General features: G+C 45.5%; 12 protein-coding genes. 8 read left to right on the top strand and 4 right to left on the bottom strand.

Features of this window, described 5'->3' with window-relative positions; translation table 11 throughout:
- The first annotated feature begins 19 nt into the window (after nt 1–19).
- From V7R39_RS08245 to V7R39_RS08225, 5 genes are all read left to right on the top strand, one after another.
- Nucleotides 20–1,414, top strand: a complete 1,395-nt coding sequence (locus V7R39_RS08245; protein ID WP_334029953.1) for a TolC family protein — start codon at nt 20–22, stop codon at nt 1,412–1,414.
- Nucleotides 1,414–3,165, top strand: a complete 1,752-nt coding sequence (locus V7R39_RS08240; protein ID WP_334029952.1) for an efflux RND transporter periplasmic adaptor subunit — start codon at nt 1,414–1,416, stop codon at nt 3,163–3,165. The genes V7R39_RS08245 and V7R39_RS08240 overlap by 1 nt, the downstream gene beginning before the upstream one ends.
- A complete protein-coding gene (locus V7R39_RS08235; protein WP_334029950.1) occupies nt 3,158–6,370 on the top strand; it encodes an efflux RND transporter permease subunit in 3,213 nt (1,070 codons plus the stop codon). Before V7R39_RS08240 ends, V7R39_RS08235 begins: the two co-directional genes overlap by 8 nt.
- Nucleotides 6,371–6,434: 64 nt before the next feature.
- Entirely contained in the window at nt 6,435–7,103 is a 669-nt protein-coding gene (locus tag V7R39_RS08230) for a PepSY domain-containing protein (protein WP_334029948.1), read from the top strand.
- Between the two features lie 29 nt (nt 7,104–7,132).
- The gene (locus V7R39_RS08225) at nt 7,133–8,257 is read left to right on the top strand and encodes a PepSY domain-containing protein (RefSeq protein ID WP_334029947.1); all 1,125 of its coding nucleotides are present in this window, start codon (nt 7,133–7,135) and stop codon (nt 8,255–8,257) included.
- Between the two features lie 17 nt (nt 8,258–8,274).
- On the opposite strand, the gene V7R39_RS08220 is transcribed toward V7R39_RS08225, so the two are convergent.
- The gene (locus V7R39_RS08220; RefSeq protein WP_334029946.1) at nt 8,275–8,910 is read right to left on the bottom strand and encodes a hypothetical protein; all 636 of its coding nucleotides are present in this window, start codon (nt 8,908–8,910) and stop codon (nt 8,275–8,277) included.
- Nucleotides 8,911–8,962: 52 nt separating this feature from the next.
- Nucleotides 8,963–9,121, bottom strand: coding sequence for a hypothetical protein (locus V7R39_RS08215; protein WP_334029945.1), 159 nt, complete (start codon nt 9,119–9,121; stop codon nt 8,963–8,965).
- A 172-nt stretch (nt 9,122–9,293) separates the two neighbouring features.
- Between V7R39_RS08215 and V7R39_RS08210 the strand changes: the two genes are divergently transcribed.
- Nucleotides 9,294–10,181: an SDR family NAD(P)-dependent oxidoreductase gene (locus V7R39_RS08210; RefSeq protein ID WP_334029944.1), complete on the top strand. Its 888-nt coding sequence runs from the start codon at nt 9,294–9,296 to the stop codon at nt 10,179–10,181.
- A gap of 105 nt (nt 10,182–10,286) precedes the next feature.
- On the opposite strand, the gene V7R39_RS08205 is transcribed toward V7R39_RS08210, so the two are convergent.
- The gene (locus V7R39_RS08205; RefSeq protein ID WP_334029943.1) at nt 10,287–10,514 is read right to left on the bottom strand and encodes a hypothetical protein; all 228 of its coding nucleotides are present in this window, start codon (nt 10,512–10,514) and stop codon (nt 10,287–10,289) included.
- Nucleotides 10,515–10,826: 312 nt separating this feature from the next.
- Here V7R39_RS08205 and V7R39_RS08200 point away from each other — a divergent pair, with 312 nt between their 5' ends.
- On the top strand, nt 10,827–14,099 hold the full coding sequence (locus tag V7R39_RS08200; protein WP_334029942.1) for a WD40/YVTN/BNR-like repeat-containing protein: 3,273 nt from the start codon (nt 10,827–10,829) through the stop codon (nt 14,097–14,099).
- 111 nt (nt 14,100–14,210) lie between these two features.
- Nucleotides 14,211–16,355, top strand: coding sequence for a TonB-dependent receptor plug domain-containing protein (locus tag V7R39_RS08195; RefSeq protein ID WP_334029941.1), 2,145 nt, complete (start codon nt 14,211–14,213; stop codon nt 16,353–16,355).
- Between the two features lie 52 nt (nt 16,356–16,407).
- Here V7R39_RS08195 and V7R39_RS08190 read toward each other — a convergent pair whose 3' ends face one another.
- Entirely contained in the window at nt 16,408–16,968 is a 561-nt protein-coding gene (locus V7R39_RS08190) for a PepSY-associated TM helix domain-containing protein (RefSeq protein WP_334029940.1), read from the bottom strand.
- Nucleotides 16,969–17,035 lie beyond the last annotated feature (67 nt).

Below are 17,035 nucleotides of genomic sequence, written 5' to 3'. Positions count from 1 at the left end.
CTTGTAAGGACTCCATATTATGAAATGCTTAGCCAATGCTTTCGCAGTGTTTGTAGGCTGCTTGTGGGTTTGTTTGCCTGTAATTGGTGCACCCTCAAGCCAGGTTGTTACGCTTGAACAAGCTATTTCACTTGCGCTTCAAAATGACCCCTGGCTTCATGGCAGTGAACTAAAACAAGATGCGGCGAATTATCGAAGCGCTGCAGCACGCGCATGGTCCAACCCTAAAGTGTCTGTTGGCATGATGAATTTACCGACCAATTCATTCTCGCTAAACCAAGAAGCAATGACCCAGTTTAATGTTGGCGTTTCACAATTGCTTCCACGGGGCGACTCATTATCGATTAAAGAAAGTCAGTTAAAAATAGAAGCGTTAAAACTTGCGCAGCTTCGCAATGACAGAAAAGCGAGGTTAAAAGCAAGCGTGTCGGAGCTGTGGTTAGATGCGTATTTAGCTCAGCAAACCATTGCGCTGATTGAATCTGATCGCACGCTGTTTGAGCAAATGGCGGAAGTAGCAAAGGCAAGTTATGCCGCTGCATTAGGCAGTACGCGTCAACAGGATGTCATTCGAGCAGATTTAGAAATTATTCAGTTAGAAGATAGATTAGTGTCACAAAAACAGTTGTTGGAATCTGCCACTGCTCAATTAAGCGAATGGTTCCAGTCATACGATAACGAACCACAGGGCTATAGCGTTAAGTCCAATTTCCAGCCCCAGCCTTTCTCACTTACTGACTCGTTGCCATCAATTAAATTAGCAAGCCCAGAAGCTGCGGATATATCTTCATATGCCAGAGAACAAATGGCGCAGATTTTAGTAGCACACCCAGCGGTAAAAGCCCTAGAGCAAAAGAGAAAAGTGTTTGAGAAAACGACTGAGTTGGCAAAGCAGCAATACACGCCTCAATGGGGAGTGAGCGCCAACTATGGATACCGAGACGACATGCCCTCAGGACAAAGCCGAGCAGACTTCTTTTCGGTTGGTGTGACCTTTGATGTACCTCTATTCACAAAGAATCGACAGGATAAAGAGGTTGCAGCAGCAATAGCAGACTCACAAGCCGTGAAAACAGAGAAATTTTTACTTATCAAACAAATGTTAAGTGCCCTAGAAGTAGAGGTAAAGCAGCTTGCGCGTTTGCGAGAGCGGCAAACTCTCTACAGGCAAGGAATATTACAGCAAACCAATGAGCAAGCCGAAGCCTCTCTTACCGCCTACACGAATGATGATGGCGATTTTTCTGAGGCGGTACGGGCGAGAGTTGCGGTTTTAAATGCGCAAATTGCTGCACTTAATATAGACGTTGAAGCGCTTAAAACGGTGGCGCGAATTAACTATTTTTTTGCAGGTACCGAATCAGAGGCAAACCACGGTAACTTTGAAACACAAACGAACGCGGGAGTAAGATAATGGCGAATAAATCATGGACTACAAAGACTTCTGCGTTCATTGCTAAGCCTTTGCTAATTGGCTTTGCATTAGGTGCATTAGCACTTTTTATTGCTCAGGTTGCATTTGAAACAGTGTTTTTAGAGCACTCAACCTCTCATCACGGGCTGAATACTAAGAACAGCAGCGAGAGTGAAACGGAAAAAGAGCCGCTTTATTGGGTTGCCCCTATGGACGCAGATTATCGCCGTGACCGGCCTGGCAAGTCGCCCATGGGAATGGACTTAGTGCCCGTATTCGAGGACGCGACACCAAGCACCACCGCTGAAAAGGGTACTGTGGTAATAGACCCTCACGTTATTAATAACTTAGGTGTAAGGACAGCGCTTGCCGAGCGTAAGGCAATTAACAGCAACATTGTGTCAGTGGGATACGTTAAATACGATGAAGATGAAATTGTGCACATTCACCCCCGCGTTGAAGGATGGATAGAAAAGCTTTACATAAAAGCAGAAGGTAACGCGGTAGATAAGGGTGAGGCTTTATACACCTTATATTCACCTCAATTAGTCAATGCGCAAGAAGAGCTAGTTATTGCGCTTCGACGACAAAACAGCGGGTTAGTTAATGCTGCAAAAGACAGGCTTAAGGCGTTACAGCTCTCAAAAGGTTTGATAGAAAAACTAGAAACCACACAGCAAGTTCAACAAAACATCACATTTTATGCACCGCAATCAGGCGTAGTAGACGGACTCAAAATACGAGAAGGTTTTTTTGTTAAGCCTGAAAATACACTGTTCAGTATTGCTAAACTAAACAAGATTTGGGTAGAAGCTGAAGTGTATGAGCGCGATGTTGTGCAGATTTCAAAAGGGCTACCGGTAAGCATGACCCTTGATTATTTACCTGGAAGCGAATGGATAGGTACGGTTGACTATGTATATCCCGCCCTAGATGAAAATACACGCACACTGCGGGTTAGGATAGCTTTTGATAATTCGGATAACCTGCTTAGACCTAATATGTTTGCCAATGTGACTATTCATACTCGAGCAGCAGAGACCACACTAGTCGTGCCTAAAGAGGCAGTTATTCGCACAGGCATGCAAAACCGAGTTGTGCTTGCTATTGGCGATGGCAAATTCAAATCTGTCAGCGTGAATATAGGTCGAGTCAGTCAGGACAGCATTGAAATTTTAAATGGGCTTAATGAGGGAGATAGGGTCGTTACTTCGGCGCAGTTCTTACTCGATTCCGAATCTAGTAAAACATCAGATTTTAGCCGCATAGAATCTGATGAGAAGTCTCATTCAGATGCATCTCATTTTGCGGGTTCTCATTCGAATATGGCAACGCCAGAGGTGTCATCAGCAACAGTGACAGGGGTGATAAATGCGGTTAATACATCCACGCGCATCGTGAATATTAGCCGAGGGGCCATCGAGAAATGGAATAGACCGCCCGCCACTATGGATTTTCACGTTGCACAGAGCATCGACCTTACTAGATTTAACATTGGTGATTCCGTTAACTTCACCTTTGAAATTCGTGATGACTTTGTCGTGGTCGCCATGGCACATAAAAGCGCCAAGCCCTTATTGAAGAGGCCCATGCATAAGGGAATGAGCCACGAGGGAATGAGCGATGAAGACATGAATCATGAAGATATGAGCCATGAAGGTATGAGCCACAAAGATATGACTCATGAGAATATGAGCCATGAAAACATGAATCATAAAGCCATGAATCATAAGGATATGAATCATGATTGAGGCGATTATAAGGTGGTCTATCGCAAACCGTATATTGATTGTTTTGCTATCGTTAATAATGGGGGGCGCAGGCATTTATGCGCTTAAAAATACGCCAGTTGATGCCATACCTGATTTGTCGGATGTGCAGGTAATTGTAAAAACCAGTTATCCAGGGCAGTCGCCACAGGTAGTGCAAGATCAGGTGACTTTTCCGTTAACCAGCGCCATGCTTTCGGTACCGGGAGCGAAAACCGTTAGAGGTTATTCCTATTTTGGCGACTCTTATGTGTATGTTATTTTCGATGACAATACCGATGTGTACTGGGCTCGAAGCCGGGTGCTGGAATACTTGAGCCAGGTATCAGAAACGTTGCCTGCCTCGGCAAAACCCCAGTTAGGGCCAGATGCTACAGGCGTGGGTTGGGTTTACATGTATGCGCTCATCGACACTACAGGCAATTATGATTTAAGTCAGCTTCGAAGTATTCAAGACTGGTTTTTAAAATACGAGTTACAAACTGTGGCTGGTGTTTCTGAAGTGGCATCTGTAGGGGGAATGGTAAAGCAGTATCAAGTGCAGGTAGAACCAAACAAACTTCGTGCTTACAACATTCCCCTCAGTCACATACAGAACGCCCTGCAGCGGGGAAATAAAGAAACTGGCGCGTCTGTTATTGAAATGGCTGAAGCTGAGTACATGGTCACGACGACGGGCTATATCGAAACGGTTGCCGATATTGAGCGCATACCCCTTGGATTAAACGAGCAGGGAACGCCACTTCGCATAGGCGATGTAGCCTACGTCAGCGTGGGCCCACAAATGCGCCGTGGCGTTGCTGATTTCAATGGGGAAGGCGAAGTGGTGGGCGGTATTGTTGTTATGCGCTATGGCGAAAATGCCCAGCAAATAATAGAGAGAATAAAGAATAAAGTTGCGTCGCTGACGTCCTCTTTACCCTCAGGCGTTGAGATTGTTCCGGTATACGATCGCTCAAAATTAATAGCGCGAGCGGTCGATAACATCTGGGATACATTGCTAGAAGAGCTCGTTATTGTTGCATTGGTTTGCGTGGTATTTCTGTTTCATATTCGCTCATCCCTAGTGGCTATTTTCACACTGCCGTTGGGTATTTCGATGGCCTTCGTCGTTATGTACCTACAGGGAATTAATGCCAATATTATGTCGTTAGCTGGCATCGCCATTGCCATTGGCGCAATGACCGATGGCGCAATCGTGATGATAGAAAATATGCACAAGCATATAGAAAAGCTGAACAAAAATGGCGATACCTTAAATAGTCAAAACCGCTGGCATGTGGTGTCAAATGCGGCAAGTGAGGTAGGCCCTGCGCTGTTTTTTAGTCTACTGATTATTACCGTTTCATTCTTACCCGTATTCATATTAGAAGCCCAAGAGGGCAGAATGTTTGCACCATTAGCCTATACCAAAACCTATGCAATGGCCGCTGCAGCAGGTTTAGCAATTACGCTAGTACCGGTGCTTATGGGGTATTTCATTCGAACAAAGGTAACTTCACAACAAAGAAACCCGCTCAACCGATTGCTAATTGCCCTGTATCTGCCGGTATTAAAAAGAGTAATGGCGTTTCCAAAGTCCACCATAGCGCTGGCGCTTATTATCACCGCAGTGGGTTTTTGGCCCATCGACAAGATAGGCAGCGAGTTTATACCTACCCTCGATGAGGGCGACTTACTTTACATGCCCACTACCTATCCAGGCATTGCTATAGGTAAAGCAAGGCAGCTATTACAGCAAACCGATAAGCTGATTAAAACGGTGCCCGAGGTGGACACGGTTTTTGGCAAAGTGGGGCGAGCCGACACGGCTACCGATCCTGCACCGCTAACAATGATTGAAACCTTTATTCAATTAAAACCAAAAACGCAGTGGCGAGACGGCGTCACTACTGATTCGCTAAAAGCGGAGTTAAACCAACTGATACAATTCCCGGGGGTAACCAATGCGTGGGTCATGCCGATTACAACGCGCATCGATATGCTGTCGACGGGGATTAAAACGCCCGTTGGAATAAAAGTAGCGGGGCCAGACCTCAATACAATTCAGACTATTGGAGAGCAAATAGAAACAGCATTGGCTGACGTATCTGGCACCGTCTCAGTATACTCAGAGCGAGTTGCTGGCGGGCGGTATATCACCGTTGACATATCTCGCGAGAAGGCCAGTCGGTACGCGCTAAATATCGATGATATTCAACAAGTGGTGGCGATTGCTGTTGGGGGCATTAATGTAACGCAAACTATTGAAGGACAAGAGCGATATTCAGTAAACCTTCGCTATCCACAAGATTACCGAAACTCGCCTGAGCAATTGGCGCGATTACCGGTGTTAACAGAAAACGGACAGCGCATTGCGTTGGGGGACGTGGCAGATATTAACGTTGAGACCGGGCCTTCGGGAATAAAAAGCGAAAATGCACGGCTCAATGGATGGGTGTATGTCGATATTGAGAATGTGGATTTAGGCTCTTATGTCGCTACTGCAAAAGCACACTTGCAGGAACATATCGACCTTCCTGTTGGCTATTCAATAACGTGGGCGGGACAATATGAGTATATGGAGCGAGCACAAGAAAAATTAGCCTACGTATTACCGTTAACTATCGCCATTATTGTCGTTTTGCTTTATCTTAACTTTAAGGCCTTAAGCGAGGTAGCCATCATTATAGTCACACTGCCAATGGCATTGATTGGCGGCTTATGGTTAATGTACTTTGAGGGTTATAACTTTTCGGTGGCAGCCGGTGTAGGCTTTATTGCACTGGCGGGAGTGGCGGTAGAAATAGGCGTGATCATGTTAGTGTACCTAAATCAATCTTTTGACGAACTTAAGATGCAAGCCACAGAGCGAGGCACGGCAATATCCATTGTGGAATTTCAAAACGCTTTGCTGGCAGGGGCTGGAATGAGGGTGCGCCCAGTGATGATGACGGTGGCAACCATTATACTAGGCTTGCTGCCGGTTCTTTATGGTGAAGGAACAGGCTCTGAGGTAATGAGCAGGGTAGCAGCCCCTATGGTTGGCGGCATGACAAGTGCCGTAATACTCACGCTTGTCGTGTTGCCTGCGTTATATTTATTGGTGAAAAAGCCCCAAGTCAGTGTGTTTAATCGCAGGTTTAATAGTGGCCTTAATCACAATCTCGACCACGGTCTTAGTCACAAATCTGCCCACCTTGATTAGTCTGATGAGGTGGCGGCAGTCGCTGCAGTTTAAAGCTGCAGCGAGGAAGTACCACAGATGGTTGATGGTCGCAGTCGGCTTACAGTTTCTGCTGTGGACTTTCACTGGCGTGTATATGGTAAGTATGGATATTCACTATATACACGGAGAATCATTAATAAAGCCTCAATCAACGACGTTGAACCTTTCTTCTGTCAACGTTTCGATGTCTACGCTATTTGCACAATACCCTAATGCTTCTAAATTCACTCTCACGCAGTTGATGGGTAGCCCAATTTATATTGTTTCAACTGGCTCCAGTAAATTTATTGTTGATGGAAGTACAGGGGAACGAAAACCGAGTATTGATGAAGAGGCAGCCCGTCAAATTGCCCAGTATTACTACGTTAAATCTGACGCTATAGAGAGTACTAGATTAATCCAAAGCTCAGCAGAAATGCCTGCTGAATTATCCTCTCGCCACCTTCCTGTATGGCAAGTTGAGTTTGAAGGCATTGCCAATCCTACGTTTTATATTAATCAGCAAACAGGAGAAGTCGTCACCAAACGCCATGATTACTGGCGAATATTCGACTGGATGTGGCGTTTTCATATTATGGATTACGATGACGGGGAAAATGTTGCAAACTGGTTTCTGTTTATTATTGCAGCTTTAGGCGTTGCTGCTGTGCTTTCAGGAAGCGTGTTACTCATTGTACGCTTTGGCGAAGCGCGTAGTGAGCATACTCGCTGATGGCGTCTTTCAAGCTAAAGGCGCCATGGGTGCATAAATGGCTTTCGTTATTGGTGGGGGCGCAGCTTTTAATTTGGCTTGTGACAGGGCTTTACTTCAACCTTATGGACGCCGAAAAAGCGAGCGGTAACGAATTACGAGGGGCAAAGCCCTCAAACTTAGCCATTAAGGAAACTAATCGCCGAGATGCCTTCTTCCTCAAAATGCTTCCAGTTAAAGAGCTAGCCCTAGAGGAGCGCTTTTCACACCCAATTAAGCCGCTTAAGAAAATAGAATTAGTGTGGGTGCTCGAGCATCCCTATTATCATGTAATTAGTCGCCAGGGGCCGCATGCTTATCAACCTCGCTCTTCACTATTATTTGATGCAGTTAGTGGTGATAGAACGGCGCTAACACCTGCGCAAATATCACAGATTGCCAATAGCTCGTATACCGGCGACAGCGCATTGGGTAGGCCAGAGTTACTGCAACCACCGTTTTCAGACTATGCTGCACAACAAAACCCAATGTGGAAAGTGTCTGCCAATGATAATAACAATACTGCAATTTATTTAGACAGCGTAACCGGCCAAGTAATCAAACACGTGAATGATGACGCTAGGCTAAAGGCGCTGATGTTTAAACTTCATTTTATGGATTATAGTAATACCGGGGGCTTCAATCACGGGCTAGTTATTGTATTTGCAATATCGGCTCTCATGCTCTCTGTGTCGGGCGTGATGTTGTTGATTCAGCGTTATCAGCAGGGAAACTTTTCGTTATCAATCTTCAGTAAAAACCGGTCAGTGTCTGTACTTTGTGCTAACGCGCTTCCTCTCAGTGACATTCATTCAAACTCATCAACAACATTAACCGTTAAACTTGATCCCAAAAGTAGCCTTTTTAGAGGGCTTTCTCGGGAAGGAGTCCAGTTACCTTCGGTATGTGATGGCGCTGGTACGTGCGGTAAATGCAAGTTTTTAGCTGATAATCACTTAGTGATAACAGCGGCTGAAAAGGCGAATTTGCCGTCATCGGAATTAGAAAAAGGATTTCGATTAGCATGTCAGCATAAGTGCTCAGAGGTATCTAAGATTAGCGTTATTCTTGCTGGTAATAACGCTGGTAATAGTGCTGGTAATGGTCCTGACAACAGTGCGGGAAGGGCAGGTTAATGGTTAAACTTTTTAGTTTAGGGAAGCGGAGTATATCCCCAAGGCGTTTTTGGTAGGTCAATAGGGTTTGTTAAATCAAAGTCTACTTGAACTTCCCTTGCAGGACGCACTAAGCGATAACTAAAACGCTTTGGGTAAATCATCATCTGCCAAACGTTGTCAGTGGAAGCATTAATGCCAGAGTCGATAAATAACTGTTTTGAGTATGCATCAGCTGGGAATGACTGAACCTCATTATAGCCGCGGCTATCAGTGTGTCCGCCATACATGGTAGAGGTGTGAAAACTGCCATCTTCATTACGATGGTCGTGTTTAAGCATTAACCCGGCACCTGTTTTGGTGACAATCCAAGTGCGAGAGGCGTCATCCCCGACGTGAAATGGAATATGCAGTTTAGTATCTGAGCACTCCCTTACATGCATAACCAACTGTGCGCCGCCGAATGTGTTGCCTACGTTATCCTTTGTCACCTCTCCAATAAACGCTTTACCGCAGTGCGCTTTTATTGCATTAAAAAAGTTATCGTGAGTGTCGATAGACACCAAAGGAGCGGACGCTGCGCTTGTTAATGCGGAGAACGCCGTAATGTATGCCGTAAAAAACACAGTACAAAAAGCAGAAAAAGTTTTTGTTTTAGTCAACGTAGTTTTCATAATAAACCTGTTAGTAAGATGCGCTTTTTCAAACGCTCTGATAATCCTTACCTTAAGTCAGTGAAGCGGATATGTCACTGTTATACTGCCCTTTAAGCGTTTGTTTAAAAGCGCTTGTTAACCTACTAGCACTTACCACATTGATTTTTATATCGATGCCGAGAAAATACACAATAAAATTCGGTACGTTGTAATCCAATTCAATATTCATTTCATGAAGCTAAATAAATCAGTCAAATAAAGTATGTCTATACTTTCCTTCATCATACTCTACATATCAAACATTAATGGGTCGCTGCTCTTAGCCACACAACAAGCTAATAGGCCCAGCTACTAGGTCCAGCAAATAAGCCAAGTCATGAAGAGTATAAAAGATGAATAGTATGTCTAACGAATTTAACGGTAAGACCGCAATTATATCCGGCGCAGCCGGTGGTATAGGGCTAGCTGTTGCCGAAGCGCTGGCAGGGCAGGGTATGAACATTGTTATGGGAGATATTGATTCTTCCACGTTGTCTGAGGCAAGCGACGTGTTAAAAGAAAAAGGGTACAACGTTCTTACCTGCCCCTTAGATGTTACCGACTATACGCAGTGGGAGTCCATTGTGGAAAAGGCAAAGGAAGCCTTTGGTAAGGTACATATGGTGGTTAATAACGCCGGCGTTGGCGGTACACCTGGCAAGATTGAAGACGCTGAGCACGAGACATGGCGTTGGGTGATGGATGTTAACGTGATGGGCGTGCTCTATGGTGCTCAGGCAACAGTACCTGCAATAAAAGAGCACGGTGAAGGCGGCTGGGTTTTAAATGTGGCGTCCATGGCAGGAATGATGGGAATGCCTTACGCAGGTGCATATTGTGCATCGAAAGCTGCGGTGGTATCGATGACCGAAAGTTGGATGGCTGAACTACAGCCTCACAATATTCATGTATCTGTGCTGTGTCCTGCCTTTGTTAAAACGCGAATTCATGAGTCTTATCGCAACAGGCAAGAAAAATATGCAGTGGCAAAAGAAAAGCGAATGAGTAAAGACAAGCTCATGGCTGGTGCGCAGGCCGCGGCGGCTGCCGTCGAATCTGGTATTCCGGTATCTATGCTGGCAGAGAGAGTGGTTGAGGCGTTACGCTCTAAGCAAACCTATATTTACTCTCACCCCAACTATAGAAAAGTAACTCGCGGGCGAGCGAAAGCTATCGACATGGCATTTGTCGATGCCGAAGAAAGTGCAGTGGTAGGGCATTTGATTAACGATGATATCGTCACGTTTTAAAGAGGCCCTTTCACTCTTTTAAATTACCTGAAATCTGTCTACGTTTATGCTTTGGATATTGCTTCTACTTTAACATTGTCGAGCACAATACATTAAAATGTTACCTTAGCTTGCCCTTTTGCGTTGCTGTTTATTTGCATTTTCTTGAGCTTCATTTACGTCTTTTTTTGCTTCAAGAAGTTCGTAACAAATCCCAAGAATGATAAACAGTAATGCGGTTTGTAAACTATCGTGGTGGGTATTTAGTTCAGGAGATGTAATGAATGCATAAACAGCTTCAAGCATAAGGAGAAGCGCCGCTGCACCAATTGCATAGCTGAATTTAAATTTCATGGGTATTTCCTTATGTCGTATTTTGACGAGCCGTATTTTCACGTGCCGTATTTTCAAGTGCCGTATTTTCAAGTGATTGGGGACTGACTTTGAACTGTTTCTAAAGTAGCGCCTTTATCAAAATTATCAGCAGTCTATGCCCAGTGAAACTGGCCAGCATATGTGTTTTTAGTCATCCTCCAACACTTTCCCATTAGAGATGGTTCCATGCATCTGACCTCTATTATCGTTAGTTGGTCGTTTGTTCCATTGAACACTTGTACGCTTGTTTGTAACGTCATTAATGGAAAGTTCACAAACTAGGCAATAACAATGAAAAAAATAATTAACGCTGCAGTTGCTGTAACCATGGCACTGTCAAGCGTGCCAGCATTTGCAGATAAATCAGAGACAGACAAAAACGCCCCTTTCAGCAGCGCCACGTTTAAAGCGATGGAAATGAGAAGTATCGGCCCGGCCTATATGTCGGGGCGAATAGCTGATATCGCCATCGATCAAAACGACCCATCAACCTGGTACACCGCGGTAGGTTCTGGCGGTGTGTGGAAAACGAAGAATTCAGGCACGACGTGGGAACCTATTTTCGATAATGAAGCCGTTTACTCAATAGGCGATGTCACCATTGCGCCAAGTAATTCAAACATTGTTTGGGTTGGCACGGGTGAAAATAACGGCGGTCGTCATATCAGTTTTGGCGATGGTGTATACAAATCACTTGATGGCGGTAAAACGTGGAAAAACATGGGGCTTAAAAAGTCAGAGCATGTTTCCGACATTATCATTCATCCAGAAAACCCCGATGTTGTGTGGGTATCGGCGCAAGGCCCTTTATGGTCTAAAGGCGGCGAACGAGGGTTGTATAAAACCACCGATGGCGGCGAGAATTGGAAGCGGGTACTTACCCCTGATGATGAATGGACGGGGGTAACATCACTTCTATTAGATCCGAACGACCCCAACAGGCTTTATGCTGCAACATGGTCAAGACAAAGAACCGTTGCAAATTACGTGGGTACAGGCCCAGCAGCCGGTATTCACACCTCTGACGATGGTGGCGAAACCTGGACTGAATTAAAGACCGGTTTGCCGAAAGGCAACATGGGTAAAATTGGAATGGCGATTTCACCCATCGACTCCAATGTACTTTATGCGACGATTGAGATAGACAATCGCGAAGGCGGTTTTTATCGCTCAGCGAATAAAGGCGCAAGTTGGGAGAAGATGTCTGATGAAGTAGGTGGCGGTACTGGCCCACACTACTATCAGGAAATTTTTGCTGATCAGCACCAAATGGATAGAGTCTACATAGCCAGCAATTACAGTAAAGTGTCTGACGATGGCGGAAAAACATGGACGCCGATTAATACTAAGCGCAAACATGTTGATGATCACGCGATGGCATTTCACCCCACCGACCCAGATTTCGTTTTAATGGGGTCGGATGGCGGTATTTATATGTCTCATGACAGAATGGATAACTGGCGCTTTATGGCAAACTTGCCATTAACCCAATTTTATAAAGTCGCGCCAGATGATACTAAGCCATTTTATAATGTATATGCCGGTGCGCAGGATAACTCTACGCAAGGCGGCCCTTCGCGAACTAATCGCGAAGAAGGAATTAAGAATAAAGACTGGTTTTTGACCCTTGGCGGCGACGGACATCAACCTGCTGTTGAACCGGGTAATCCAGATATTGTGTATTCTCAGTGGCAGCAAGGTAACCTCACTCGCGTGGACATGACCACGAAGGAAGGAGTGTACATTAAACCGCAACCGTTGCCGGGCGACCCAGCGGAGCGATTCAATTGGGATGCGCCTATCAACGTATCTGCTCACGATCCTAAGCGAATTTATTTTGCGTCGCAGCGCGTATGGCGCTCTGACGACCGTGGTGACAGCTGGACTGCACTGTCGGGCGATCTCACTAAAAATGGTAACCGCATGCATATGCCCATGATGGGACGAACCTGGTCTGTCGAGGCGGGTTGGGATTTATATGCCATGTCTGAATATCACACTATTGCGAACTTTGCTGAAAGTCCGGTTGATGAGAATATCCTTTGGGTTGGCACCGACGACGGCATTATTCAGGTAACTACGAACGGCGGTAAGTCGTGGAAAAAGATAGAGCTAGATGATATTCGCGGTATTCCTGCTACCGCTTATGTGAATGATATTCGCGCTGACTTGTTTGACCCTAATGCCGTGTATGTTGCGCTAGATAACCATAAATATGGCGACTATAAACCGTATCTGATTAAGTCGACTAATTTAGGGAAAAAGTGGACATCCATGGCAGATGAGCTGCCTGAAAAACACTTAGTGTGGCGTATTGTTCAAGACCACGAAAATAAAAACCTGATGTTTATCGGTACTGAATTCGGTATTTTCTTTACCGTCGACGGTGGAGAGCAGTGGGTAGAGCTTGAAGGTGGTATGCCTACTATCTCAACGCGAGATGTGAAAATTCAGCGTCGTGAGAACGATTTAGTGGCCGGTACGTTTGGTCGAGGTATTTATATACTCGACGATTATGCACCCCTTCGCTCGTTAACGAAAAAGTCGATGGAAGAAGATGCTCTGCTGTTTGCGCCTAGTCGCCCAGTTAAGTGGTATCAACCCGACGATAACCATACAGATTCAGACGGTGACGACCGCTATGTAGCAGAAAACCCAGAGCATGGCGCAACGCTGACTTATTACCTTAAAGACAGCCTGCTGACAGCGAAAGAGAAACGTCAAAAAGCTGAGAAAAAGCTTATGGAGGGTAAAGGCAAATATCCGAAGTATCCAAGCTGGGAAGCGGTTGAAGCAGAAAATCAAGAAGCTGCGCCTGCCGTCTATCTTGAGATAAAAGACGCTAAAGGTGATGTGGTTAACCGGGTAGAAGGAAGCACCAAGAAAGGCTTGCACAGAGTTACATGGGATATGACCTATGCGAATGCAATGCCTATTACGGATAAAGAAAGTGCTAGTCGTTCACGTGGCGCATTAATGGCGTTACCAGGCAGCTACACGGCAACGCTGTTTAAGCGCGAAGGTACTGCAATAACGCCGTTGGCAGAACCTGTTAGTTTTGTGCTTGAGTCTATCTACGAAGGTGCACTAGAAGGTGCGACAGCACAAGAACGTGCTGCCTATGATAGTAAAGTGAGTGACGCCCAAAAACGAGCGGTAACCACTACAAGCGTGCTGGCTAATGTGAAAGACACCATGGAAGTACTTCGCAGTGCTATAAACCGTACTCAGGGTGATATCAGCAAGCTTGAAACACAATTTGCCGATGTGCAGACTGAAATTAATGCCTTAAGCCGCGAGCTTTATGGTTTAGAGTCTCGCGACCGCAAGGGGATAAAGCCTGCGAATATAACCAGCCGTTTACGTTACGCTCGCTCTGCCGTGGGGTCTTCTTATGGACCTACTGTGCAGCATCAAGACCAATTGCGTTATGCTAGCGAAGGGTTGGTTGCAGTAAGTAAGCGCGTAAGTGCACTTCAGCAAACCACCGTACCTGAGCTACAGCGTGCAATAGTGAATGCTGGTGGCCCATGGACAGCTGGTCTGCCGATTATTACTGAATAACGGTTAATGCAATAAACGGGGTGTTATACCCTTAAAAACGGCAGTGTTCTCACTGCCGTTTTCTTTTTATCAACATGCCCTAAATTTTCTAAACAAAATAACATAAGCGCTATGACAGGTTCGCGATTCTCTATTTCTTTGTACATCATGCGCAGTAGTGCACCTTTGGCGGTGTGTACACAGCTTATGTTCAAATTAGTCATTACACTAGCGCTTATGACAGCGCTTGTATTAGCAACGTTTCCAGCGTATTGTGCAGCGGTTGAACAATCAGAGGTTAGCAAATTAGGCGCTAACGAATCAGATGTAGAGAACATAGTGGTAAAGGCTACGAGACCCTACTACCACGATACGCTTGAGCGTATCCTTCCCCTATATAACTACTCACAGTCTTCAGTTGCCGAGCCCACTAACATTAATGATGTATTAGTGCAGTCCCCGGTAATCAGCCTGAACGGGCAGGGAGGGCAAATTCAAAATGTGAGTATTCGCGGTTTTTCCCGCTGGCGAATTCAAACGCTGTTAAACGGCGTTCGTATTTTTAGTGATAGGAGAGCCGGCGCAAGTGCTGGCTTTATACCCCCTTCATGGATAACTCAGGTGTCAGTTGTGCCTGGCGCAGCGTCGACATATCTAGGTTCTGGTGCAATAGGCGGCGCGGTTAACCTGCAGATTGCTGCACCGAATGAGCAGAGTCTTTATGTCACAATGCTGAACAATGGTGAAACCCAAGAATACGGTTATGAAGGCTTTGCTGACAGTTCATTTACGTCCAGTACTGATAAGCGCCATGCCTATGCTGGAAGCACTGATTGGAAAGTCTCTTATCGCAATGCAGATAACACGCAAGATGCCAATGGCAATGCGTTGTTTGAGCAATTTGAGCAAACTGCGCTATTTATACGGCATCAGCCGGAGCAATCTAATATCATTGAGGCGTGGTCGCTGTTTTCACACAATAGCAATGTTGGAAAGTCGAGCAGTGATTATCCACAAGATAGAGTGACAACATACCCTAACAATACCCATTGGCTAGGCAAGGTCAGCGCGGTTTTCGACGAGATGACTGGCAATGTGTGGTGGCATCAGTCTCAATTAGATACGCAAACGTTAAGGCCAGAAGCGCGCATTAATGAAAGCAGAAGCAAAGCATTCGATTATGGCAGTGATATTGGAGGTAGGCAGCGTGTAGGTATGTGGCGAGTGAATTGGCAAGCTCAACTACAAGGACGTGAAGGAGTAAGAATTAATGAAAGTGAAACGCCGATAACATCGCTAGGGGCTCAAGTAACACCCGAGGCGGCAATATCAGCTCAAGCTCTCTTTATACACGAGCTATCTTTACAAGCAATCCCTATACAAGCATTCCCTGCACAAGTTGCTAAGACTGACGCCTTTAGCATCACCACACTTGATGCCAGTGAGGTTGGAGTAGCGGGCGTGATGGACGCCTCAAGAACGTTCCAGAAGCTGTCTGTAGCGGTAGGTACACGCCTTGACTGGCAGCATCAGAGTCGAGATGGATATAACGTAAAAAAGCTAAACGTCAGCGGGTTCACTGGTGCTAGCTATATGCTGTCTCCTCACTGGTCTGCAAGCTTATATGTTTCAAGCGCTTTCAGAAACCCATCGCTTACAGAACGTTTTTTCTCTGGAGTAACCCCTCGAGGTACAGTGCTGGGTGATGAGAACTTGGACACAGAGCAGTCTGTGAACATCCAAGGTGCGCTCTCATATAAAAGCAGACGTTTATCGGCAACCACAGAAGTGTTTAGTCAAAAGATACATCACTATATCGAGCGCACAGAAGTAAGCGAAGATGTGTTGGAATACGTGAATTTAGATAGCGCCACTATTAATGGGCTGAGTTATACGGCTAATTGGGCACCGGATAATAGCAAGTTGTCTTTGCAGTTAAGCGGTGCTTGGATAAAAGGAGAGGACGAAAGCGGGAATGTTATCGCGGATATTCCCGCGCACAATCATCGGCTCACGGTGGGGTACCAGGTGGGCACAATACGCTTTTTTTCAAACGTGCTTTATCGGGCTAGTAAAACCGACGTTGCTGATGGAGAGCGGTCATTAGATAGGGTAGTGACGTTAGATGTTGGGGCATCTTTGCCGTTCAATAATAAAGTGAATGGAAGAGTGAGTATTCGAAACCTCACTAATCAGCTTTTTTACGTGAGTGCTGATGACAGGGCGGCTTTTGCTCAAGGTCGCAGCATTCAGTTTGCGCTACGTTTTTTGTTTTAGAGAGTTTGCTTCAAAAGACTTGCTTTAGAGTGCTTGTTTTAACCAGATTGTACTAACTAGACTGCTGCAAGCGAGCCTGTTTTTTCCGATATTTACTTTTCAGCGTGGTGAACAACATTACTATGCCAGTTAACCAAATGACAAAAAGAAGCAAAGCGGCGGGTAGAAACAGGTAAAGCTTAGCACCTTCAAAAAACCAACTCCCGTCGTGGATAGACTCTATGGTGTCGGTACGTCGATACGCTGTTTGCAGCACCGCGCCAGTGTAGGCGTTAAGCTGCACTTCCCAATGATTATTGCCACGTACTTTTATGATGCCTTTGTTCGGTCTAATATCCAGTCTGTCAATGTCTTCCCAGCGCGTTAACTGGGCGTTGGATACGGTTTGGACCGCTTCTAAAATCTGTTGCGAACTTATTATGGTACTGGACGAGTCTGTTGCTTCTTCTAAAGGAGTTTGGCTTACTTTTTGGGTTGGCGGCTGGATCCAGTCTATCTCTTTTTTCACCTGCAGCAGCAGGCCGCTACCAATCACGATGATGACGGGAAGAAAAATACTCAAGGAAATCCACAAGTGAAGATGTCGACTGACTTTTCGTAGTTTGTTGGGCATTCGAATACACATCTGAAACGGGCTAATACTATACTGCATAGGGCTTTCAGAGTAAAAGCGGTAGTCA

This window comes from Alteromonas sp. P256 (assembly GCF_036864455.1).
GTDB lineage: Bacteria > Pseudomonadota > Gammaproteobacteria > Enterobacterales > Alteromonadaceae > Alteromonas.
Note: the sequence above shows the minus strand (reverse complement) of the source record. Positions and strands in the feature narration are given on the sequence as shown.